Annotated in this window: 19 protein-coding genes; 14 read left to right on the top strand and 5 right to left on the bottom strand. The window is 62.7% G+C overall.

Going from position 1 to position 22,874, the window contains the following annotated elements; all coding sequences use genetic code 11:
* The first annotated feature begins 64 nt into the window (after positions 1-64).
* From ABRP30_RS22630 to ABRP30_RS22605, 6 genes are all read left to right on the top strand, one after another.
* The gene (locus ABRP30_RS22630) at positions 65-1,351 is read left to right on the top strand and encodes an ABC transporter substrate-binding protein (protein ID WP_349974785.1); all 1,287 of its coding nucleotides are present in this window, start codon (positions 65-67) and stop codon (positions 1,349-1,351) included.
* A 148-nt stretch (positions 1,352-1,499) separates the two neighbouring features.
* Positions 1,500-2,408 (top strand): carbohydrate ABC transporter permease, encoded by a 909-nt coding sequence (locus ABRP30_RS22625; protein ID WP_241804286.1) that lies wholly within the window; start codon positions 1,500-1,502, stop codon positions 2,406-2,408.
* Positions 2,401-3,246 (top strand): carbohydrate ABC transporter permease, encoded by an 846-nt coding sequence (locus ABRP30_RS22620; RefSeq protein WP_349974784.1) that lies wholly within the window; start codon positions 2,401-2,403, stop codon positions 3,244-3,246. The genes ABRP30_RS22625 and ABRP30_RS22620 overlap by 8 nt, the downstream gene beginning before the upstream one ends.
* A 3-nt stretch (positions 3,247-3,249) precedes the next feature.
* A complete protein-coding gene (locus ABRP30_RS22615) occupies positions 3,250-4,404 on the top strand; it encodes an ABC transporter ATP-binding protein (RefSeq protein WP_267818426.1) in 1,155 nt (384 codons plus the stop codon).
* Between the two features lie 91 nt (positions 4,405-4,495).
* Entirely contained in the window at positions 4,496-5,788 is a 1,293-nt protein-coding gene (locus ABRP30_RS22610; protein ID WP_267824086.1) for a carbohydrate porin, read from the top strand.
* Positions 5,789-5,905: 117 nt separating this feature from the next.
* On the top strand, positions 5,906-6,760 hold the full coding sequence (locus ABRP30_RS22605) for a D-hexose-6-phosphate mutarotase (RefSeq protein WP_349974783.1): 855 nt from the start codon (positions 5,906-5,908) through the stop codon (positions 6,758-6,760).
* Here ABRP30_RS22605 and hexR read toward each other — a convergent pair.
* A complete protein-coding gene (hexR, locus tag ABRP30_RS22600) occupies positions 6,753-7,616 on the bottom strand; it encodes a DNA-binding transcriptional regulator HexR (protein ID WP_204920633.1) in 864 nt (287 codons plus the stop codon). The two genes, ABRP30_RS22605 and hexR, sit on opposite strands and share 8 nt — an antisense overlap.
* Positions 7,617-7,827: 211 nt before the next feature.
* Here hexR and zwf point away from each other — a divergent pair, with 211 nt between their 5' ends.
* The 3 genes from zwf to ABRP30_RS22585 are packed head-to-tail and all read left to right on the top strand — an operon-like array spanning position 7,828 to position 10,689.
* Positions 7,828-9,297 carry a glucose-6-phosphate dehydrogenase gene (zwf, locus tag ABRP30_RS22595; RefSeq protein WP_267818425.1) on the top strand — a complete coding sequence of 490 codons (1,470 nt, stop codon included), beginning with the start codon at positions 7,828-7,830 and terminating at the stop codon, positions 9,295-9,297.
* Positions 9,284-9,997, top strand: coding sequence for a 6-phosphogluconolactonase (gene pgl / locus ABRP30_RS22590; protein ID WP_349974782.1), 714 nt, complete (start codon positions 9,284-9,286; stop codon positions 9,995-9,997). Before zwf ends, pgl begins: the two co-directional genes overlap by 14 nt.
* A gap of 17 nt (positions 9,998-10,014) precedes the next feature.
* Complete coding sequence (locus tag ABRP30_RS22585) at positions 10,015-10,689, top strand: bifunctional 4-hydroxy-2-oxoglutarate aldolase/2-dehydro-3-deoxy-phosphogluconate aldolase (protein WP_349974781.1); 675 nt, start codon at positions 10,015-10,017, stop codon at positions 10,687-10,689.
* Positions 10,690-10,848: 159 nt separating this feature from the next.
* On the opposite strand, the gene leuA is transcribed toward ABRP30_RS22585, so the two are convergent.
* The 3 genes from leuA to xseA all read right to left on the bottom strand — a co-directional run bounded on the left by leuA (position 10,849) and on the right by xseA (position 15,210).
* The gene (gene leuA / locus ABRP30_RS22580; protein ID WP_125924466.1) at positions 10,849-12,522 is read right to left on the bottom strand and encodes a 2-isopropylmalate synthase; all 1,674 of its coding nucleotides are present in this window, start codon (positions 12,520-12,522) and stop codon (positions 10,849-10,851) included.
* Positions 12,523-12,999: 477 nt separating this feature from the next.
* Positions 13,000-13,827 (bottom strand): M23 family metallopeptidase, encoded by an 828-nt coding sequence (locus ABRP30_RS22575; protein ID WP_196996972.1) that lies wholly within the window; start codon positions 13,825-13,827, stop codon positions 13,000-13,002.
* Positions 13,828-13,830: 3 nt separating this feature from the next.
* Complete coding sequence (gene xseA / locus ABRP30_RS22570; protein ID WP_349974780.1) at positions 13,831-15,210, bottom strand: exodeoxyribonuclease VII large subunit; 1,380 nt, start codon at positions 15,208-15,210, stop codon at positions 13,831-13,833.
* Between the two features lie 192 nt (positions 15,211-15,402).
* Here xseA and ABRP30_RS22565 point away from each other — a divergent pair, with 192 nt between their 5' ends.
* From ABRP30_RS22565 to tadA, 5 genes are all read left to right on the top strand, one after another.
* On the top strand, positions 15,403-15,960 hold the full coding sequence (locus ABRP30_RS22565) for a sugar ABC transporter ATPase (RefSeq protein WP_267818414.1): 558 nt from the start codon (positions 15,403-15,405) through the stop codon (positions 15,958-15,960).
* Positions 15,961-16,046: 86 nt separating this feature from the next.
* Positions 16,047-17,516, top strand: coding sequence for an IMP dehydrogenase (gene guaB / locus ABRP30_RS22560; RefSeq protein WP_267818412.1), 1,470 nt, complete (start codon positions 16,047-16,049; stop codon positions 17,514-17,516).
* A gap of 119 nt (positions 17,517-17,635) precedes the next feature.
* Positions 17,636-19,213 (top strand): glutamine-hydrolyzing GMP synthase, encoded by a 1,578-nt coding sequence (guaA, locus tag ABRP30_RS22555; protein ID WP_241804300.1) that lies wholly within the window; start codon positions 17,636-17,638, stop codon positions 19,211-19,213.
* A 169-nt stretch (positions 19,214-19,382) separates the two neighbouring features.
* Positions 19,383-20,768: a multicopper oxidase family protein gene (locus ABRP30_RS22550; RefSeq protein WP_349974777.1), complete on the top strand. Its 1,386-nt coding sequence runs from the start codon at positions 19,383-19,385 to the stop codon at positions 20,766-20,768.
* On the top strand, positions 20,768-21,247 hold the full coding sequence (gene tadA, locus ABRP30_RS22545) for a tRNA adenosine(34) deaminase TadA (protein ID WP_349974775.1): 480 nt from the start codon (positions 20,768-20,770) through the stop codon (positions 21,245-21,247). The genes ABRP30_RS22550 and tadA overlap by 1 nt, the downstream gene beginning before the upstream one ends.
* Before the next feature lie 106 nt (positions 21,248-21,353).
* Here tadA and mltF read toward each other — a convergent pair whose 3' ends face one another.
* Complete coding sequence (mltF, locus tag ABRP30_RS22540; protein ID WP_349974774.1) at positions 21,354-22,811, bottom strand: membrane-bound lytic murein transglycosylase MltF; 1,458 nt, start codon at positions 22,809-22,811, stop codon at positions 21,354-21,356.
* Positions 22,812-22,874: the final 63 nt, after the last annotated feature.

The following is a 22,874-nucleotide window of genomic DNA, read 5'->3' as shown; positions in this document are numbered from 1 at the left end:
TGATTAGACTCCATGCAATGCAAGCGCTCGACTTGCCCGGCATAACAACAAGAAAGGTACTCCGATGAATTCGACTCTCCGCCTCGCTGCCGCCATTTCCTTCGCCTCCCTGTTCCCGCTCAATGCCTTCGCCGCCGACTCCAAAGGCAGTGTCGAAGTGGTGCACTGGTGGACTTCCGGTGGGGAAAAAGCGGCGGTCGATGTGCTCAAGGCCCAGGTCGAGAAGGATGGCTTCACCTGGAAGGATGGAGCTGTTGCCGGTGGTGGTGGGGCCACGGCCATGACCGTGCTCAAGAGCCGCGCGGTGGCCGGTAACCCGCCGGGTGTCGCCCAGATCAAGGGGCCGGACATCCAGGAATGGGCTTCCACCGGCCTGCTGGACCCGGATGTGCTCAAGGATGTGGCCAAGCAGGAGAAGTGGGACTCGCTGCTCGACAAGAAAGTCGCCGATACCGTCAAGTACGAAGGTGACTACGTGGCCGTGCCGGTGAACATCCATCGCATCAACTGGCTGTGGATCAACCCTGAAGTGTTCAAGAAGGCCGGCATCGACAAGGCGCCGACCACCCTCGACGAATTCTACGCCGCCGCCGAAAAACTCAAGGCCGCCGGCTTCATCCCGCTCGCCCATGGCGGCCAGCCATGGCAGGACAGCACGGTGTTCGAGAGTGTGGTCCTGTCGGTGATGGGGGCAGACGGTTACAAGAAAGCGCTGGTCGACCTCGATGAAGCCACGCTGACCGGGCCGCAGATGGTCAAGTCACTGACCGAGCTGAAGAAGGTCGCCACCTATATGGACCCCGACGGCAAAGGCCAGGACTGGAACCTGGAAGCGGCCAAGGTCATCAATGGCAAGGCCGGCATGCAGATCATGGGGGACTGGGCCAAGAGCGAATGGACCCTGGCCAAGAAGACCGCTGGCAAGGACTACCAGTGCGTAGCGTTCCCTGGCACCGACAAGGCTTTCCTGTACAACATCGACTCGCTGGTGGTGTTCAAGCAGAACGACGAAGGCACGGCCGCTGGCCAGCAGGACATCGCCAGAAAGGTGCTGGGCCAGGACTTCCAGAAGGTCTTCAGCATCAACAAAGGCTCCATTCCCGTTCGTAACGACATGCTCGCAGACATGAGCGCCTACGGCTTCGACGCCTGCGCCCAGACGTCTGCCAAGGACTTCATGGCCGACGCCAAGACCGGTGGCCTGCAGCCGAGCATGGCGCACAACATGGCCACCACGCTGGCCGTGCAGGGCGCCTTCTTCGATGTGGTGACCAACTACATCAACGACCCCAAGGCAGACCCTGCAGATGCAGCGAAGAAGCTGGCTGCGGCGATCAGATCGGCCAAGTGAAAACCTGATGGCCCCATCGCCGCCAAGCCGGCGCCCACAGTTGCTTCGGTGCCTTTGAAAACTGTGGCGTACCGGTGGGCGCCGGCTTGCCGGCGATGAGGCCAGTACCGTCAATACAGGGGCTGCCCAGGCCCCGGGTAATCACATCATGACTACAGCAACCGCCCAACTGCGGGCCTCCCCCCTGGATGCGCTGCAGCGCTGGCTACCCAAGCTGGTGCTGGCACCGAGCATGTTCATCGTCCTGGTTGGCTTTTACGGCTACATCCTGTGGACGTTCGTCCTGTCCTTCACCACCTCGACCTTCCTGCCGACTTACAAGTGGGCGGGCCTTGCGCAATACGCCAGGCTGTTCGACAACGATCGCTGGTGGGTGGCGAGCAAGAACCTGCTGGTGTTCGGCGGGCTGTTCATCGGTATCAGCCTCGCCATCGGCGTACTGCTGGCGGTGCTGCTCGACCAGCGCATCCGCCGCGAAGGTTTCATCCGCACGGTCTACCTGTACCCCATGGCCCTTTCGATGATCGTCACCGGTACCGCTTGGAAATGGCTGCTCAACCCTGGCATGGGCCTGGACAAGCTGTTGCGTGACTGGGGCTGGGAAGGGTTCCGCCTGGACTGGCTGATCGACCCCGACCGCGTGGTGTACTGCCTGGTCATCGCCGCCGTATGGCAAGCCTCGGGTTTCATCATGGCGATGTTCCTTGCCGGCCTGCGCGGGGTCGACCAGTCGATCATCCGTGCTGCACAGATGGATGGTGCAAGCCTGCCACGCATCTACTGGACCGTGGTGCTGCCGAGCCTGCGCCCGGTGTTCTTCAGTTCGCTGATGATCCTCTCGCACATTGCGATCAAAAGCTTCGACCTGGTGGCCGCAATGACTGCCGGTGGCCCGGGCTACTCGTCCGACCTGCCGGCCATGTTCATGTACTCGTTCACCTTCAGCCGCGGCCAGATGGGCATGGGCTCGGCCAGCGCCATCCTCATGCTCGGGGCGATCCTGGCGATTCTCGTGCCTTACCTGTACTCGGAGCTGCGGAGCAAACGCCATGCATAGCCCCATCGAAAAACCGCTGCCAAGCATCAGCCGCATCGCCATCCACGCGGTGTTGCTGGTCGCCGTGCTGCTTTACCTGGTGCCGCTTGTGGTGATGCTGCTGACCAGCTTCAAAACCCCGGAGGACATCAGTACCGGCAACTTGCTGAGTTGGCCGACCGTGGTCAGCGGCATCGGTTGGGTCAAGGCCTGGGGCACGGTCAGCGGCTATTTCTGGAACTCGATCATGATCACCGTGCCAGCGGTGCTGATCTCGACCGCCATTGGTGCACTCAACGGATATGTGCTGTCGATGTGGCGGTTCCGTGGGTCCCAGTTGTTTTTCGGCCTGCTGTTGTTCGGTTGCTTTTTGCCGTTCCAGACCGTGTTGCTGCCAGCCTCGTTCACCCTCGGCAAGCTGGGCCTGGCCAGCACCACCAGCGGGCTGGTGCTGGTGCACGTGGTCTATGGCCTGGCCTTTACCACGCTGTTCTTCCGCAACTTCTATGTGAGCATTCCCGATGCGCTGGTCAAGGCCGCACGCCTGGACGGTGCCGGGTTCTTCACCATTTTCCGCCGCATCATCCTGCCGATGTCGACACCCATCATCATGGTCTGCCTGATCTGGCAGTTCACCCAGATCTGGAACGACTTCCTGTTCGGCGTGGTGTTCTCCAGCGGCGATTCGCAACCGATCACCGTGGCGTTGAACAACCTGGTCAATACCAGTACCGGGGCCAAGGAGTACAACGTCGACATGGCGGCGGCGATGATCGCCGGCCTGCCAACCCTGCTGGTCTATGTGGTGGCAGGCAAGTATTTCGTTCGCGGGCTTACAGCCGGCGCGGTCAAGGGGTAAGTCATGGCAACGCTTGAACTTCGTAATGTGAACAAGACCTACGGCAGCGGCCTGCCGGACACCCTCAAGGACATTCAGCTGTCGATCAAGGATGGCGAATTCCTGATTTTGGTCGGCCCTTCGGGCTGCGGTAAATCGACGTTGATGAACTGCATCGCGGGCCTTGAAAACATCAGCGGCGGCGCGATTCTCATCGATGATCAGGATGTCAGTGGCATGAGCCCCAAGGATCGTGACATCGCCATGGTGTTCCAGTCCTACGCGCTGTATCCGACCATGAGCGTGCGCGAGAACATCGAATTCGGCCTGAAGATCCGCAAGATGCCGCAGGCCGCGATCGACGAGGAAGTGGCCCGTGTGGCCAAGCTGTTGCAGATCGAACACCTGCTTGCACGCAAGCCGGCGCAGTTGTCCGGTGGCCAGCAGCAGCGGGTGGCGATGGGCCGCGCGTTGGCGCGGCGGCCGAAGATCTACCTGTTCGACGAACCGTTGTCCAACCTCGACGCCAAGCTGCGCGTCGAGATGCGCACGGAAATGAAACTGATGCACCAGCGACTGAAAACCACCACGGTGTATGTCACCCACGACCAGATCGAGGCCATGACCTTGGGCGACAAGGTTGCGGTGATGAAGGACGGCATCATTCAGCAGTTCGGTACCCCGCAACAGATCTACAACGACCCGGCCAATCAGTTCGTCGCCAGCTTCATCGGCTCGCCACCGATGAATTTCATTCCGGTGCGCCTGGCCAGGCAGGACGGGCGCCTGCTGGCCCTGCTCGACAGCGGCCAGGCACGTTGCGAGCTGCCGTTGGGCATGGCCGTCGACGAACTCGACGGGCGCGAGGTCATCCTCGGCATCCGCCCGGAGCAGATCAGCCTGGGTACCGGCGAGGGCAATGGCCTGCCGGGCATTCGCGCGGAGGTGCAGGTAACCGAGCCTACCGGCCCCGACCTTTTGGTCTTCGTCACCCTCAACCAGACCAAAGTGTGCTGCCGCCTGGCGCCGGATGTGGCGTGCCGGGTCGGTGACAGCCTTAACCTGCAGTTCGACCCGGCTCGGGTGCTGCTGTTTGACGCCGCCAGCGGCGAACGCCTGGACTTGAATACTGCCAACGTTTCAGTGAAGGACAACGTGACTCACCTCAAGAGCCGTTGAATCGTCGACACCATCAATAAGAAAAAGAGGACGCAAAGGGATGGAACAGCGCAATCGCATAAGGACCTTGGGCTCGCTGGCCCTGCTGGCCATGGTTGGGAGCAGTGGGGCCCAGGCCGCCGAGGCCTTCTCCAGCGAATCGAAATGGATGACCGGCGACTGGGGGGGAACGCGTACCGAGCTGCTGGAAAAAGGCTACGACTTCACCCTCGACTATGTAGGCGAGGTCGCCGGTAACCTCAATGGCGGCTACAACGACGACAAGACCGCGCGCTACAGCGACCAGTTCGCCCTCGGCGCGCACCTGGACCTGCAGAAGATCTTTGGCTGGCACGATGCCGAGTTCAAACTGGCGATCACCGAGCGAAGTGGCCGCAACCTTTCCAATGACCGCATCAGCGACCCGCGGGCCGGCCAGTTCAGTTCGGTGCAGGAGGTATGGGGGCGCGGCCAGACCTGGCGGCTGACCCAGATGTGGATCAAGCAGAAGTACTTCGACGGTGCCCTGGATGTGAAATTTGGCCGGTTCGGCGAGGGCGAGGACTTCAACAGCTTCCCCTGTGACTTCCAGAACCTGGCCTTTTGTGGATCGCAGGTGGGCAACTGGGTCGGCGGCATCTGGTACAACTGGCCGGTCAGCCAGTGGGCGTTGCGGGTCAAGTACAACATCACGCCAGAGTTCTTCGTGCAGGTCGGCGCGTTCGAGCAGAACCCTTCCAACCTGGAAACCGGCAACGGCTTCAAGCTCAGCGGCAGCGGCACCAAGGGGGCGATCCTGCCGGTGGAGGCGGTCTGGTCACCGCACGTGAACGGCCTGCCGGGCGAGTACCGCCTGGGCTACTACTACAGCACGGCTGATGCCGAAGACGTCTACGAGGACGTCAATGGCAACCCGCAAGGGATCAGCGGCGCCGGCTTCAAGTCACACTCCAGCAAGCATGGCTGGTGGGTGGTTGCGCAGCAGCAGGTCACCGCCCATGGTGGCGACGCCAGCCGCGGTCTGAGCCTGTTCGCCAACTTCACCGTGCATGACAAAGCGACCAACGTGGTCGATAACTACCAGCAGGTAGGGCTGGTCTACAAAGGCGCCTTCGATGCCCGGCCCAAGGACGATATCGGCTTTGGTATCGCCCGCATCCACGTCAACGATGACGTGAAAAAACGTGCCGAACAGCTCAATGCCCAGAGTGGCATAAATGACTACGACAACCCGGGCTTCGTGCCGCTGCAGCGCACCGAATACAACGCCGAGCTCTATTACGGCTTCCACGTCACCAACTGGCTGACCGTGCGCCCGAACCTTCAGTACATCAAGAGCCCCGGTGGGGTGGACGAGGTGGACAACGCGCTGGTCGCTGGTTTGAAGATTCAGTCGTCATTCTGAGCCTATTTGTTGTAAATTTACGCCAATCCAAAAACGGCTCCCGGCATCCACTGGCTTGCAGTGGTTGTCGGGGATAGGCCGAGACAGCGCTATCTCAAACAACAAGAGCTTGGAACCATGCCTGAACATCCGCTACATCGCTTCTTTACCGCACAGCGGCCCAGGCCGACATTCGAGTGGGAGCGTTACCAGCAGCGCGATGTGCTGATCATTGACCACCCCCGTTGCCAGGCGGTGTTCAGCCGCCAGGGTGCGCAACTGCTGCACTTCCAGCCGGCCGGTGAGCGGCCCTGGTTGTGGTGTGCCGAGCAGTGGCCGCAGGTGGGGGCGATCCGTGGGGGCGTGCCGGTGTGTTGGCCGTGGTATGGTCGCCACCCCAGCGAGGACCTGTGGCCTGCCCACGGCTGGGCGCGCCTGCTGGACTGGAAGCTGGTGGACAGCCGTGAGGACGAGGAGGGCGTGAGCCTGAAGTGGCGCCTGGACTTGTGCGACTGGCAGGTCGACCTGCATGCTCGCCTGGGCAGCCGCATGGAACTCAGCTTGAGTACCGAGCACCAGGACAGCGAACCCTGCCAGTTGAGCCATGCACTGCTGGCCTACTGGCGTATCAGCGACGTTTCCGAGATAGCGCTGTCCGGGCTTGAAGATATCCAAGGCTATGACCGTCTGAGCCGGCAAGCCTGCCGCGAAGACGGCGCGTTGAAGCTCAAGGGCGGCTGCCAGAAGGTCTATCCCGGCACGCCGCGCGTACAGCTGCTGGACCCGGCCTGGCAGCGTGAACTGTGCATCGATACCGGTGACAGTGACGATACCGTGGTCTGGCACCCCGGCAACCGCCCGTTGATGGGGGTGAGCGGGCGCGAGTGCCAGGGGTTCGTCTGTGTCGAGGCGGCCAGCGGCAGCGGTGAAGGCCTGAGCCTGGCGCCGGGGCAGCGCGCCCATTTGCGGCTGCAGGCGCACCGGCTCAGTTGAGTTCGTCGTCCTCGATCGGGTAGCGGCTGGCGTTGAGGCTTTCCTTGATCTTGCGTAGGTGCGGCTGGAAGTCCACACCGCGGCGCAGGGTCATCCCGGTGGCGAGTACGTCGAGCACGGTAAGCTGGATGATCCGCGACGTCATCGGCATGTAGATGTCGGTGTCTTCCGGTAGCGGGATGTGCAGGCTGAGGCTGCACGCTTGGGCCAAGGGGGAGCCGGCGGCGGTCAGGCCGAGCACCGAGGCGCCGTTTTCACGGGCCAGGCGCGCTACCTCCACCAGTTCGCGGGTGCGCCCGGTGTAGGAGATGATCACGAAAAGATCGCCAGTGTGAGCCACCGAAGCCAGCATGCGCTGCATCAGCACGTCGGCGTGGGCCGAGACGGCGAGGTTGAAACGGAAAAACTTGTGCTGGGCGTCCAGGGCTACCGGGGCGGACGCGCCCAGGCCGAAGAAGTGGATCTGCCGGGCCTGGATCATCATGTCCACGGCGCGGCTGACCTGCTGCGGGTCAAGCTGCTGGCAGGCGCTGTCGAGCGAGGCGATCGCACTGGCAAAGATCTTCTGGGTGTAGGCTGCAGGATCGTCATCGGCCTCGACCGCGCGGCTGACATAGGCCGCACCACTGGCGAGGCTTTGCGCCAGCTGCAGCTTGAGCTCGGGGTAACCGCTGACGCCGAACGAGCGGCAGAAGCGGTTGACGGTCGGTTCGCTGACCTTGGCCGCCTGGGCCAGTGCGGCAATGCTGAAACGGGTGGCTTGTTGCGGGTTGAGCAGGATGACTTCGGCGACTTTGCGTTCGGCCTTGTTCAGCTCGTCGAGGCGTCCCTGGATCTGCTCCAGGAGGTTTCGCACGCGGTCCATGGGTGTGTCCTTGGGTCGAGAAGACAGCCGGCTGGCGGAGCAGCAGGCTTTTTGCACAGTCGTCTATCGTACTGTCGGTGCGGGTGGCGCACCACTTATCTGTAACACGTGTGTGTAATGTTGTGGTTTTTACTACATTTTCTCTTGAAAACCGTATGTGAAAGCGGTATTCCTAGGCCAACTTTAGGAAAGAACCAACATCATGGCTGCGATCAGTGTTGAACCTTGCACCTTTGCCCTGTTTGGCGCCTTGGGCGACCTGGCATTGCGCAAGCTGTTTCCTGCGCTCTACCAGCTCGACCGCGCCAATTTGCTGCACGCCGATACTCGCCTGCTGGCGCTGGCGCGCGAGCCTGGCAGCGTACAGGAGCACCTGAATACCATCGAGGCCCATCTGCGCAAGCACGTGGCGGAGGCTGATCTGGAGCCTGCGGCGCTGGCGCGTTTTCTGGGGCGTCTGCGTTACCAGCACCTGGACTTCCTGCAGCCGGACGGCTACCAGGCCCTGGCTGAGCAGGCACCTGCCGAGCTGCCACTGATTGCCTATTTCGCCACTGCGGCGGCCGTGTACGGCGCGATCTGCGAAAACCTCGACAAGGCGGGCCTTGCCGCGCGCACCCGGGTGGTGCTGGAAAAGCCCATCGGGCACGATCTTGAGTCATCGCGCCGGGTGAACGACGCCGTGGCGCGGTTCTTCCCGGAAAGCCGTGTTTACCGCATCGACCATTACCTGGGCAAGGAGACGGTGCAGAACCTGATCGCCCTGCGCTTCGCCAACAGCCTGTTCGAAACCCAGTGGAACCAGAACTCGATCTCCCACGTGGAAATCACCGTGGCCGAGAAGGTCGGCATCGAAGGCCGTTGGGGCTATTTCGACAAGGCCGGCCAGCTGCGCGACATGATTCAGAACCACCTGCTGCAGCTGTTGTGCCTGATCGCCATGGACCCGCCCAGCGAGCTTTCAGCCGACAGCATCCGCGACGAGAAGGTCAAGGTGCTCAAGGCCCTTGCCCCGATCACTGGCGAGGGCTTGAGTACCCGCGTGGTGCGCGGCCAGTACATCGCCGGCTACAGCGACGGCAAGCCGGTGCCGGGTTACCTGGAGGAAGACAACGCCAACGCCCAGAGCGACACGGAAACCTTCGTCGCCCTGCGTGCCGATATTCGTAACTGGCGTTGGTCGGGGGTACCGTTTTACCTGCGTACCGGTAAGCGCATGCCGCAGAAGCTGTCGCAGATCGTCATCCACTTCAAGGAGACGCCGCACTACATCTTCGCCCCGGAGCAGCGCTTGCAGGTCGGCAACAAACTGATCATCCGCCTGCAGCCGAGTGAAGGCATCTCTCTACGTGTGATGACCAAGGAGCAGGGCCTGGACAAAGGCATGCAACTGCGCAGCGGCCCCTTGCAATTGAATTTTTCCGACACCTGGCGCACCGCGCGGATTCCGGATGCCTACGAACGCCTGCTGCTCGAGGTGATGCGCGGCAACCAGAACCTGTTCGTGCGCAAGGATGAAATCGAATATGCCTGGAAGTGGTGCGACCAGTTGATCGCGGGCTGGCAAAGCGCCGGCGATGCGCCCAAGCCGTATGCGGCTGGGTCCTGGGGGCCGATGAGCTCGATCGCACTGATTACACGTGATGGGAGGGCGTGGTATGGGGATATCTGAATTGAATTTGCCGACATCGGTCAAGGCGCATCAGCTGAATGATGCCCGCGTACTTTCGGCAACATTGGCGGCTGATGTGGCCGAGCGCTTGCGCGCAGCCATCGCCGCGAAAGGGCGGGCTTGCCTGGTGTTGTCCGGTGGCCGCAGCCCGGTGCCGTTCCTGGAGAAGCTGGCGACCGAGGCCCTGGACTGGTCCAAGGTCACCGTCAGCCTGGCCGACGAGCGTTGGGTGCCGGTTGAGCACGCCGACAGCAATGCCGGTTTGCTGGCCCGCCATCTGTTCCAGGGGGACGCTGCCAAGGCTCGTTTTGTCGGGCTGTATCAGCAGGCCGAGAACCTCGACGCGGCGGCCGCCCAAGCCGACCAGGCATTGGCCGATCTGCCGGCCATCGACGTGCTGGTACTGGGCATGGGCGACGATGGTCATACCGCTTCGCTGTTCCCCGGCAGCCCGAATCTGGCCGAAGGCCTGGACCTGAACAGCACGCGCCGCTGCCTGCCGTTGCTGGCGCCGAGCGTGCCGCACCAGCGCCTTTCGCTGACCCGTTCCCTGCTGGCCAGCGCCGCGTTCATCGCGCTGTCCGTGCAGGGCCCGGGCAAACTCGCTACCCTGCGCGCCGCGCTGGCGGGCAACGACCTCAATGAAATGCCGATTCGCGCCTTTCTTCACGACCCCTTGGACATCTACTGGTGCCCATGAGCAAAGGATCCACTGTCATGACCACCCTTGAACGCCCCCAGCCTCTGCTCTCGATGGCCGAGAAAGCCGCCCGGATCGATGCGATCTGTGGGGCGGCGCGCATCCTGCCGGTGATCACCATCGCCCGTGAGGAAGACATCCTGCCGCTGGCCGATGCCCTGGCCGCTGGTGGTATCCGCACCTTGGAAGTAACCCTGCGCTCGCAGTATGGCCTGAAGGCTATCCAGGTGCTGCGTGAGCAGCGTCCGGAACTGTGTGTCGGCGCCGGTACGGTGCTCGATCGCAGCATGTTTGCAGCGGTTGAATCCGCTGGCGCGCAGTTTGTCGTTACCCCCGGGATCACCCAGGACATCCTCGAGGCTGGGGTGGACAGCGATATCCCATTGCTGCCGGGCATCAGCACGCCTTCGGAAATCATGATGGGGTATGCCCTGGGTTACCGCCGCTTCAAGCTGTTCCCGGCGGAAATCAGTGGCGGCGTGGCAGCGATCAAGGCCTTTGGTGGCCCGTTCGGTGATATTCGATTCTGCCCTACCGGTGGGGTCAACCCGGCCAACGTGCGCAACTACATGGCGCTGCCCAATGTGATGTGCGTGGGCGGAACCTGGATGCTCGACAGCAGCTGGATCAAGAACGGCGACTGGGCGCGGATCGAAGCGTGTAGCGCCGAGGCGATGGCTTTGCTGGACTGATACTGAATTTGTTGTGTGCTTTACGGCTTATGGGGCGCTTGGTCGGCGCCCTTTTTTTTGCCTGCAGATTTTGTGCTGCCTGTGCCGGCGACGGGCCCGCACAGGCGATAAAAAAAAGCCCGCATCAGGGATGCGGGCTCTTGGTCATCGAACCTTGGCTTACGCAGCCTTGGCCTCTTGCTGGCTCAGCGAGCGGTTCAGCGCGCTGAACAGTGCCTTGAAGCTGGCCGTGGTGATGTTCTCATCGATACCCACGCCGTGCACAGGGCGGCCACCGGCCACGCGCAGTTCGATGTAGGCGGCGGCCTTGGCATTGGTGCCGGCACCGATGGCGTGCTCGTTGTAGTCCATGATCTCCACCGCAACCGGTAGGCCGGCTACCAGGGCTTCGAGGGCGCCATTGCCCTTGCCGCGCCAGTGCAGGGTAGTTTCGCCTTCACCGGCGACTTCCACTTCCACTGCGCTGTGGCCGTTTTCTTCCTGCAGGCGGTGGCTGACCAGTGCGTACGGGCTGTTGGCCTGGAGGTATTCCTTGTGCAGCAGGCTGTAGATCTGCTGCGCGGTCATTTCCAGGCCAAGGCGGTCGGTTTCACCCTGAACCACCTGGCTGAACTCGATCTGCATGCGGCGCGGCAGGCTGATGCCGTACTCCTGCTCGAGCAGGTAGGTGATGCCGCCTTTGCCCGACTGGCTGTTGACGCGGATCACGGCCTCGTAGCTGCGGCCGATGTCGGCCGGGTCGATCGGCAGGTACGGCACTTCCCACAGCTCGCCTTCCTGCTGCTTGGCGAAGCCCTTGCGGATGGCGTCCTGGTGCGAGCCGGAGAACGCAGTGTGTACCAGGTCACCGACATACGGATGCCGCGGGTGAACCGGCAGCTGGTTGCACTCTTCGACCACCTTGCGCACGCCGTCGATGTCGGAGAAGTCCAGTTGTGGGTCGATGCCCTGGGTGTAGAGGTTAAGCGCCAGGGTCACCAGGTCGACGTTGCCGGTACGCTCGCCATTGCCGAACAGGCAGCCCTCGGCACGGTCGGCACCGGCCATCAGGCCCAGTTCTGTGGCGGCGATGCCGGTGCCACGGTCGTTGTGGCAGTGCAGGCTGATGATCACGCTGTCGCGGCGGCTGATGTTGCGGCAGAACCACTCGATCTGGTCGGCGTAGATGTTCGGCGTGGCAACTTCCACGGTGGCCGGCAGGTTGAGGATGACCTTGTGCTCAGGCGTCGGGTTCCACACTTCGATGACTGCGTCGCAGACTTCCTTGGCGAACTCAAGCTCCGTGGCGCTGAAGGTTTCCGGCGAGTACTGGAATGTCCACTGTGTTTCCGGCTGCTGGGCGGCGTACTTGACGAACAGCTTGGCCGCGTTCACCGCGATGTCCTTGACGCCTTGCTTGTCCTGGTTGAAGACGATGCGGCGGAACGACGGGCTGGTGGCGTTGTACAGGTGGACGATGGCCTTCTTGGCCCCGCGCAGCGATTCGAAAGTACGCGCGATCAGGTCTTCACGGGCCTGGGTGAGCACCTGGATGGTGGTGTCATCCGGGATGTGACCCTCTTCGATCAAGGTGCGCACGAAGTCGAAATCGGTCTGCGAGGCGGACGGGAACGAGGCTTCGATTTCCTTCACGCCAACCTGCACCAAGGTCTTCCAGAACCGCAGCTTCTTCTCCGAGTCCATCGGCTCGATCAGCGACTGGTTGCCATCACGCAGGTCCGAGCTGCACCAGATCGGCGCTTCGGTGATGGTCTTCGACGGCCAGGTACGGTCTGGCAGGTCGATGGTCGGGAAGGCGCGGTACTTCTTCGAAGGGTCTTTGAGCATGGTCATGGAAGCAATCCTTTTGTGTGCGGCCGAGATCGGGCCTGCCGAGCGATAACGAGATGAAGAGGCGAGGCGACGCGATCAGCCTGGTAGTCGGGCGCTGACCAGGCAAAGGCTGCGATGTTGTCGGAGCAGGATGAGGGTGCTGGTGGTTTTCATGCCTTCAACCCTAACCAGTGGGGTGAGGGATGGCAAGCGCTGCCGAAAAATTGAGATAAATGCTTAAAAAAATCTTTATGGCGAGATTTTATGGCGGTTATTCGTCTCAAGCTTTACACCTGTTGCGCGGTATTTTTTGATCGCGCAAATCAAGCCAAGGGGTGCAAAAGGGCGGGCCCCATCGCCGGCAAGCCGGCTCCCACCACGACCGCGCAGTTCTTCCGGCCAGCGCTTTACCTGTGGAAGCGAGCGTCTTGCCCGATATCTCAAAGCCGGCGCAAATCCATGTGGGAGCCGGCTTGCCGGCGATGAAGGCGCCACGGATCAAGGCTGGAACGCCCCAATGAAGATGGCCGGATCCACCCGCGCATCATTCAGGCTAACGTTCCAGTGCATGTGCGGCCCGGTCGCCCGCCCGGTCGACCCAACCTTGCCCACCACATCCCCGCGGCGCAGCTGCTGGCCGACATTCACGTCGATCTTCGACATGTGGCAGAACATGCTGATGAAGCCCTGCCCATGGTCGACGAACACCGTGCGGCCATTGAAGAAATAATCGCCCACCAGAATCACCTTGCCATTGGCCGGTGTCTTGATCGGCGTGCCGGCTGGCACCGCGAAATCCAGCCCCGCATGCGGGTTGCGCTCTTCACCGTTGAAGAAGCGGCGAACGCCGAACTTGCTCGACAGCGGGCCGCTGACCGGCTTGTCGAGGATCAGGTTGCTCGGCAGGTTGGGGCTGAAGCTGCGGTAGGCCTTGATCTGCTCGGCCAGTTCACGGTCGATGCGCTTGAGGTCGGCGGGGTTGGGGTTGACCTGGCGCTTGTTCTTCAGGGTGATGTGCTGCTCGGGGTACTTCTTGGTGCCAACGCTGAACGGCAGGGTGCGCCCGCCTTGGGACAGCACGGCCGTGCCGGGCTTTTGCGTCAGTGGAATGCCGACGATGGCCAGCCAGTTGTCCTGCTCTTTGACCACCAGCACCGGCTTGCCGTCGAAGCGTGCGCTCGGCGCTGTGGCCGCCGGGCCCAGATCGACCACGGCAACGCCACCCGGGACAGGTTTGTTCAGGGTGCGGGTGATGTAGCTGGCCTGGGCGCCGCCAGCCAGCAACAACAGGGATAGGGCAAGCAGAGGGGCGAACAGGCGGGGCATGTGTCAGTCCAGTAGGGAAAGGGTGACCGGAGTCAGGTGGTTGTCCTCGACGCGCACCTGCAATTCGCCTTCATTCAGGCGGGCTGTCAGGCGCTGGCCGTTGCGGGTTTGCTCGGCACTGCGGATGGCTTGGCCATGCTCGTCGAGCAGGATGCTGTAGCCGCGTGCCAGGGTCGCCAACGGGCTGACCACTTGCAGCGTCTGCAGTTGCGCCTGAAAGCGCTGGCGACGGTCCTTGAGCACCTCGCGCATGGCCCGCGGCAGGCGCTCGGCGAGGCTGTCCAGGCGTTGGCTGAGCAGTTTCAACGTGCGCCCCGGATGTTGCGCGGCCAGGCGTGTGTCCAGGCGCGCCAGGCGTTCGCGGCGCTGGTTGAGGCCCTGCAGGAACGCGCGGCGCAGGCGCATGTCCAGGTCGTCCAGGCGCTGGGCCTGCTGGCGCAAGCGCTCGCCGGGGTGGCGCAGGCGCCGGGTCAGCGATTCCAGGCGCAGGCGGTCGTGGGTCAGGCGGTTCTGCATGCGCAGCAGCAGGCGCCGCTGCAGCCCTTCAAGGCGCTGCTGCAGCCCGCTGTTATCGGGGGCAAGCAGCTCGGCAGCGGCTGAGGGCGTAGGGGCGCGCACATCGGCAACGAAGTCGCTGATCGACACGTCGGTCTCATGGCCCACGGCGCTGACGATCGGTGTGACGCAGGCCGCGATTGCACGCGCCACGGCCTCTTCGTTGAAGCACCACAGGTCTTCCAGCGATCCGCCGCCACGGGCCAGGATCAGGGCATCGAAACCGCGGCTGTCGGCCAGGCGAATCGCGCGCACGATCTGCGCGATGGCTTCGCGGCCCTGCACCGCTGTGGGGATCAGGTTCAGTTCGACTTGCGGAGCGCGGCGGCCGAAGACGCTGATGATGTCGCGGATGACCGCACCGGTGGGCGAGCTGATGATGCCGATGCGTTGCGGGTGGGCTGGCAGCGCCTTCTTGCGTTCGGCACTGAACAGGCCCTCGGCCCCGAGCTTTTCCTTCAGTGCCTCGAAGGCCAGGCGCAGGGCGCCGTCACCGGCCGGTTCGACTGTGTCGAGAATCAACTGGTAGTCGCCACGGCCTTCGAACAGCGAGACCTTGCCACGCACACGCACTGCCAGGCCATCACGCAGGGCCTGGCGGAGCCGCGTGGCGCTCTGCCGGAACAGCGCACAGCGCACCTGGGCGCCGCTGTCCTTGAGGGTGAAGTACATGTGGCCGGAGGCCGGGCGGGCGAGGTTGGATATCTCGCCTTCCACCCAGACACTGCGGAACACGTCTTCCAGCAGCACACGGGCACGGCCGTTGAGCTGGCTGACGGTGAGGACCTCGCGGTCCAGGCCGAGTCGTTCGAAGGGGTCTTTGATCATGGGGGCATGATAAGGGGGTGGGGGGAGGGCGCCAAGTGCAGGGGGCAATTTTGCCTTGGACAAGGTGGTTGCGCACAGAGGCCTCGGCTGTTGCAGCGATGGCGCCTGCGGCCTTGCGCTGTCCAGGTCGCTACCTGGGCGCGTGAACGGTAGAATTGCCCGACCACCGCAATCCCCAGGCCCGTTTCGCCCATGAACACCCAGAGCATCATCGTCCCTAAACTTTCCACCGTACCTGTGCACGAGGCCCGCGCCCGGGCCATCCTGCGCTGGCTGGTGCGCGAAAAAGTGGTCGAGGAGCAACTGACCACCTGTGGTCGAACCGGCAACCGCATGGGCCATGCCCTGGCCGAAGGTGCACGCAAAATCGCCCTGCACCCGGAACAACTCCCGATCGGCGTGCCGGTGAACGGCCTTGAAGTGATGCTCAAACGCTGCATCTATACGCCCACCGAGGGTTTCCTCGAAGAAGCCGGCTGCCCCGAGTGCCGGCGCGAGGTGGGTGAACCTTTGTTCGAAAGCCTGGAGGAGTGGATGCCGGGGGTGAGTGACAACTTCACCTGCCCGTTGTGCGGCTTCGAAGACGACATCAATGGCTTCATTTACCTGCAGCCATGTGCCTTTTCCAACTTGGGGTTCATCTTCAACAACTGGGGCGAGGCCGGGTTTACCCAGGCCTTTCTCGACAGCTTCGCCGACTGGCTGGACCAGCCGGTGGCGGTGGTGCAGGTAAAACTGCCAGCACGCTGACCGAAGGCCCTTATTTTGCATTGAGCGGCGCGCCGTGGATGAGTATAATGGCGCGCTTCCATTTTTCCCGCCCGGGAGCCCCCGCGATGCTGCGTATCAGCCAAGAAGCCCTGACTTTCGACGATATCCTCCTTGTACCTGGCTACTCCGAGGTACTGCCCAATGAAGTCAGTCTCAAGACCCGTTTGACTCGTGGCATCGAGCTGAACATTCCTCTGGTTTCCGCCGCCATGGATACCGTGACCGAAGCGCGCCTGGCCATCGCCATGGCCCAGGAAGGCGGCATCGGCATCATCCACAAGAACATGACCATCGAACAGCAGGCCGGCGAAGTCCGCAAGGTCAAGAAGTTCGAGGCTGGCGTGGTCAAGGACCCGATCACCATCGACGCCGACGCCACTGTGCGCGACCTGTTCGACCTGACCCGCCTGAACAACATCTCGGGTGTTCCGGTGCTGGAGAACGGTGATCTGGTCGGTATCGTCACTTCCCGTGACGTGCGCTTCGAAACCCGCCTCGATGCCAAGGTGCGCGACGTGATGACGCCCAAAGAGCGCCTGGTCACCGTGCGCGAAGGCGCCGACAAGAACGAAGTCCGCGAGCTGCTGCACAAGCACCGCCTGGAAAAAGTCCTGATCGTCGACGACAAGTTCACCCTCAAGGGCATGATGACCGTCAAGGACATCGAAAAGGCCAAGGCCTACCCGCTGGCCAGCAAGGACGACCAGGGTCGCCTGCGCGTCGGCGCTGCGGTCGGCACCGGCAAGGACACCGGCGAGCGCGTTGCCGCCCTGGTTGCCGCTGGCGTTGACGTGGTTGTCGTCGATACCGCCCACGGCCACTCCAAAGGCGTGATCGACCGTGTTCGCTGGGTCAAGGAAACCTACCCGCAAGTTCAGGTGATCGGCGGCAACATCGCCACTGGCGCTGCGGCCAAGGCCCTGGCAGAAGCCGGCGCCGACGCCGTGAAGGTCGGTATCGGCCCAGGCTCGATCTGCACCACCCGTATCGTCGCCGGTGTCGGCGTCCCGCAAATCAGTGCCATCGCCAACGTTGCCGCCGCACTGGAAGGTACGGGCGTACCTCTGATCGCCGACGGCGGCATCCGCTTCTCGGGTGACCTGTCCAAGGCCATCGTCGCCGGTGCTTCCTGCGTGATGATGGGGTCGATGTTCGCCGGTACCGAAGAGGCTCCGGGTGAAGTCGAGCTGTTCCAGGGCCGTTCCTACAAGGCCTACCGCGGCATGGGCTCGCTGGGTGCCATGGCGCAGGCGCAAGGCTCCTCCGACCGTTACTTCCAGGACTCCTCGGCCGGTGCCGAGAAACTGGTGCCGGAAGGTATCGAAGGCCGCGTACCGTACAAGGGCGCCCTGGCCGCGATCATCCACCAGCTGATGGGCGGCCTGCGTTCGTCCATGGGCTACACCGGCAGCGCAACCATCGAAGAGATGCGCACCAAGCCGGAATTCGTGCGCATCACCGGTGCCGGTATGGCCGAGTCCCACGTGCATGACGTGCAGATCACCAAAGAAGCCCCTAACTACCGGGTCGGCTGAAGCCACCAGCGGTAAGTAGCAAGCTCCAAGCGGTAGTTGCGTTGCAGCAGCTACCGCGTTTTCCCCGATCAACTTGCAGCTCGCAGCTAGACGCTTGCAGCTGCACCAGAGATTGAGTCATGGCCCTCGACATTCACGCTCACCGCATCCTGATCCTCGATTTCGGTTCTCAGTACACCCAACTGATCGCCCGCCGCGTGCGTGAGATCGGTGTCTACTGCGAACTGCATCCGTTCGACATGGACGATGAAGCGATCCGCGAATTCAACCCGCGCGGCATCATCCTCGCCGGCGGCCCCGAGTCGGTCCACGAAGCCAACAGCCCGCGTGCTCCGCAGGCCGTGTTCGACCTGAACGTACCGCTGCTGGGCATCTGCTACGGCATGCAGACCATGGCCGAGCAACTGGGCGGCAAGGTCGAAGGTTCGGACCTGCGCGAGTTCGGTTATGCCCGTGTTGACGTGGTCGGCAAGAGCCGCCTGCTCGACGGCATCGAAGACCACGTCGATGGCGACGGCGTACTGGGCCTGGACGTGTGGATGAGCCACGGCGACAAGGTCACCCAGATGCCGGGCAACTTCAACATCCTGGCCAGCACCCCGAGCTGCCCGATCGCCGGCATGTTCGACGACGCGCGCGGCTACTACGGTGTGCAGTTCCACCCGGAAGTGACCCACACAAAGCAAGGCGGTCGCATCCTGTCCCGCTTCGTGCAGGACATCTGTGGCTGTGAAGCCCTGTGGACCCCTTCGAACATCGTCGAAGACGCCATCGCCCAGGTGCGTCAGCAAGTCGGCTCGGCCAACGTTCTGCTGGGCCTGTCTGGCGGTGTCGATTCCTCGGTGGTCGCTGCGCTGCTGCACCGCGCCATCGGCGACCAGCTGACCTGCGTCTTTGTCGACAACGGCCTGCTGCGCCTGCACGAAGGCGATCAGGTGATGGCCATGTTCAAAGAGAACATGGGCGTAAAAGTGATCCGCGCCGATGCCGAGAAGCAGTTCCTCGACAACCTGGAAGGCGAAGCCGACCCGGAGAAGAAGCGCAAGATCATCGGCCGTACCTTCATCGACGTGTTCGACGCCGAAGCCAGCAAACTGGAAAACATCCAGTTCCTCGCCCAGGGCACCATCTACCCGGACGTGATCGAGTCGGCCGGCGCCAAGAGCGGCAAGGCTCACGTGATCAAGTCGCACCACAACGTGGGTGGCCTGCCGGAGGAAATGAACCTCAAGCTGGTCGAACCGCTGCGTGAACTGTTCAAGGACGAAGTGCGCAAGATCGGCCTGGAACTCGGCCTGCCGTACGACATGGTCTACCGCCACCCGTTCCCAGGCCCAGGCCTGGGTGTGCGGATCCTCGGTGAAGTGAAGAAGGAGTACGCCGACATTCTGCGTCGCGCCGACCACATCTTCATCGAAGAGCTGCGCAAGGCCGACTGGTACCACAAGACCAGCCAGGCGTTCGTGGTGTTCCAGCCGGTGAAGTCGGTGGGTGTCGTGGGCGACGGCCGTCGCTACGCCTGGGTCGTGGCCCTGCGTGCTGTCGAGACCGTGGACTTCATGACCGCGCGCTGGGCGCACCTGCCTTACGACCTGCTGGAGACCGTCAGCGGCCGTATCATCAACGAAATCGACGGTATCTCGCGCGTCACCTACGACGTGTCGAGCAAGCCGCCGGCCACTATCGAGTGGGAATGAGTTGAGCCACGAGGGCGCCGCAAGGCGCCCTTGTTGTATCTGGGAAGGCCGATGAGCCCCCTGCGACGAGACTTCACTTAATCTTTCGCATTTGCAGGTGTATCGTATTCGCCCTTCATCGCCAGCCGTGCTGGCAGCTTGATTGCGCTTAAACGAGGTACCCGCACCGATGTCCTTCACCCGTCGACAAATGCTCAAGGGCCTCACTGGCCTGGTTGTGGTAGGCCTGGGCGCCGGAGGCGCAGCGCGGTACTGGCTGGGCAAGGTCGAGGATGAGAATGCCGGGCACGACTACGAACTGATCGCGGCGCCTCTGGAGGTCGAGCTCGTACCTGGCTTCAAGACCGAGGCCTGGGCCTTCGGGCCGTCGGCACCCGGTACCGAGCTGCGGGTCCGCCAGGGCACCTGGTTGCGGGTGCGCTTCATCAACCACCTGCCGGTGGAAACCACCATTCACTGGCATGGCATCCGCCTGCCGCTGGAAATGGACGGTGTGCCGTATGTGTCGCAGTTGCCGGTCAAGCCGGGCGAGTACTTCGACTACAAGTTCCGCGTGCCTGACGCCGGCAGCTACTGGTATCACCCGCACGTCAGTAGCTCTGAAGAGCTCGGGCGCGGCCTGGTCGGCCCACTGATCGTCGAGGAGCGCGAGCCCAGCGGTTTTGTGCATGAGCGCACGCTGAGCCTGAAGAACTGGCACGTGGACGAGCAGGGTGCCTGGCTGCCGTTCAGCATCCCCCGCGAAGCGGCGCGCAATGGTACCGCTGGCCGGCTGATTACCATCAATGGCCAGGCTGATTCGGTAACCGAATTACCGGCCGGGCAGGTTGTGCGCCTGCGTCTGCTCAACCTGGACAACACCTGGACCTATCGCCTGAACCTCAAGGGCGGTGATCACGAGGCCAGAATCTATGCCCTGGATGGCAATCCGGTCACCCCGCGTGTGCTCGATGACGAGTACTGGCTGGGGCCAGGCATGCGTATCTGTCTGGCGATCCGCATCCCCCAGGCAGGTGAAGAAATTTCCCTGCGCGATGGCTTCGTCCGCTTGGGCACGTTGCGCTCGGTGCCCAGCAATGATGCCCCCAGCGACTGGCCGCCTGCCTTGCCACCGAACCCGGTGGCCGAGCCGGACCTGGAGAATGCCGAAAAGCTGAACTTCAATTTCGAATGGGTGGGCAAGGTTTCGGTCAACACCGACAATGGCAGGCCGCCTAGCCTGTGGCAGATCAATGGTCAGGCCTGGGACATCACCGACAAGACCTGCGCCGACCGGCCGATCGCCACGCTGCAAAAAGGCAAGAGCTACATCTTCGAGTTGAAGAACATGACCCAGTACCAGCACCCGATTCACCTGCATGGCATGAGCTTCAAGGTGATTGCCTCCAACAGGCACAAGATCGTCGAGCCGTGGTTCACCGATACCTACCTGCTGGGCAAGAACGAGCGGGCCCAGGTGGCGCTGGTGGCCGATAATCCAGGTACCTGGATGTTCCACTGCCACGTCATCGACCACATGGAAACCGGCCTGATGGCCGCGATTGCGGTGGTCTGATGCGCCCACTGATCATCGATCGCAGCCATGATCAGGCGTTCATGCGCCTGGCCCTGGACCTGGCTGCACAAGGCGCAGCGCTGGGCGAGGTGCCGGTCGGGGCGGTGCTGGTGCAGCACGGCCAGGTCATCGGGCAGGGCTTCAACCGGCCTATCATCGACAGCGACCCCAGTGCCCATGCCGAAATGGTCGCCATCCGTGCGGCGGCGAAATCCGCCAGCAATTACCGGCTGCCGGGCAGCACCTTGTACGTGACCCTGGAGCCTTGCAGCATGTGCGCGGGGTTGATCGTGCATTCGCGGGTGGCGCGGGTGGTCTACGGTGCGCTGGAGCCTAAGGCGGGCATCGTGCAGAGCCAGGGGCAGTTCTTCAGCCAGGGCTTTCTGAACCATCGGGTTATGTTCGAGGGCGGGGTACTGGCTGAAGAATGCGGGCAGATCCTCAGCGACTTCTTCAAGGCCCGGCGGGCCAAGGCCTAGCCTGTTGTGGCCGCATCGCCGGCAAACCGGTCTACAGGTGCGGCGCTACGACAAGACTGGCGCTGCCCCTATGAGCACCGGCTTGCCGGCGATAGGGCCTTGAGCGTCACATCGGCGGCGACTGCTCTGCCGGCTTGTCCTTGTTCACGCCAGGCACATGCAGGTTGCCCTCGGCCACCTGGCCTTCCAACTGCGGCTGGGTCACCCAGGTGAGGATGTCGTAGTAACGGCGGATGTTGGCCACGAAATGTACCGGCTCGCCACCCCGGGCGTAACCGTACTTGGTCTGGCGGTACCACTGTTTCTGCGCCAGGCGCGGCAGCATCTTCTTCACGTCCAGCCACTTGTTCGGGTTGAGCTTTTCCCGTTTGGCCAGCGTGCGCGCGTCTTCAAGGTGGCCGCTGCCGACGTTGTAGGCCGCCAGGGCGAACCAGGTGCGGTCTGGCTCCTTGATGCTGTCATCGAGCTGCTGCTTGACCAGCATGAAGTATTTGGCGCCACCTTTGATGCTCTGCCTGGGGTCCAGGCGGTTGGACACGCCCATCGCCTGGGCGGTGCGCTGGGTCAGCATCATCAGGCCGCGTACGCCGGTCTTGGACGTGACTTCCGGTTGCCACAGCGATTCCTGATAACCGATCGCGGCCAGCAGGCGCCAGTCCACCTGTTCAACCTTGGCGTAGCTCTTGAAGTATTTTTCGTACTTGGGCAGGCGCTGCTGCAAATGCTGCGCAAATGTGTAGGCGCCCACGTAACCGAGTACGTCGACGTGGCCGTAATAACGCTCTTTCAAGCGCTGCAGCGTGCCGTTTTTCTTGGATTTGTCGAGGAACTCGTTGACTTCGTTCAGCAGGCTGTTGTCTTCGCCTGGGGCCACTGCCCAGCGTTGGTTGCGGGTTTCGCCAAGGTCGAAGGCCACCCGCACGTTGGGGAAGTACACCTGGTTCATCGCCAGTTCGTTGGAGTCGACCAGGGTCAGGTCGATCTGCCCTTCATCGACCATGCGCAGCAGGTCGACCACCTCGACCGCGTCGGACTCTTCGTATTCCAGGCCCGGATACCGCCTTTTCAATTCGGCCAGCTGGTCGGCATGGCTGCTGCCTTTGAGCACCATGATCTTCTTGCCGACCAGGCCCTGGGGGTCGGTGGGGCGCGAGCGGCCGTTGCGATAGATGACTTGAGGGGTCACTTCCAGGTAAGGATGGGAGAACCTTGCCTGGGTCTTGCGCCGTTCGCTGCTGACCAGGCCGGCCGCTGCCAGCACAGGGCCTGACGGTTTGCCCAGGTCGTCGAACAATTCGTCGAGGTTGTCGGCGGTCTCGATCTCCAGCTTCACGCCAAGATCGTCGGCGAAACGCTTGACCAGCTCGTACTCGAAGCCGGTTTCGCCGTTGCGGTCCTGGAAATAAGTGGCCGGGCTGTTGCGGGTGATCACGCGCAGCACGCCGTCCTCCTTCACGCGCTCGAGGGTGCTGGGTTTTTCAACGCAGGCACCGAGCAATAGAAAGAGACCGGTTGCGAAAAGCCATTTGGCGCAACGCTGGCGCAAAGCAGTATGGGCGAACATAGCTTGCAGTATACGCAAAGGACGGGGGGCGCCATATCTCGACAACTGCCAGGTTGTCTGGTA

Source organism: Pseudomonas sp. WHRI 8519, from assembly GCF_040224055.2.
GTDB classification, from domain to species: Bacteria; Pseudomonadota; Gammaproteobacteria; order Pseudomonadales; family Pseudomonadaceae; genus Aquipseudomonas; species Aquipseudomonas putida_X.
The sequence above is the reverse complement of the archived record's forward strand: the minus strand, read 5'-3'. Positions and strand labels throughout refer to the sequence as shown.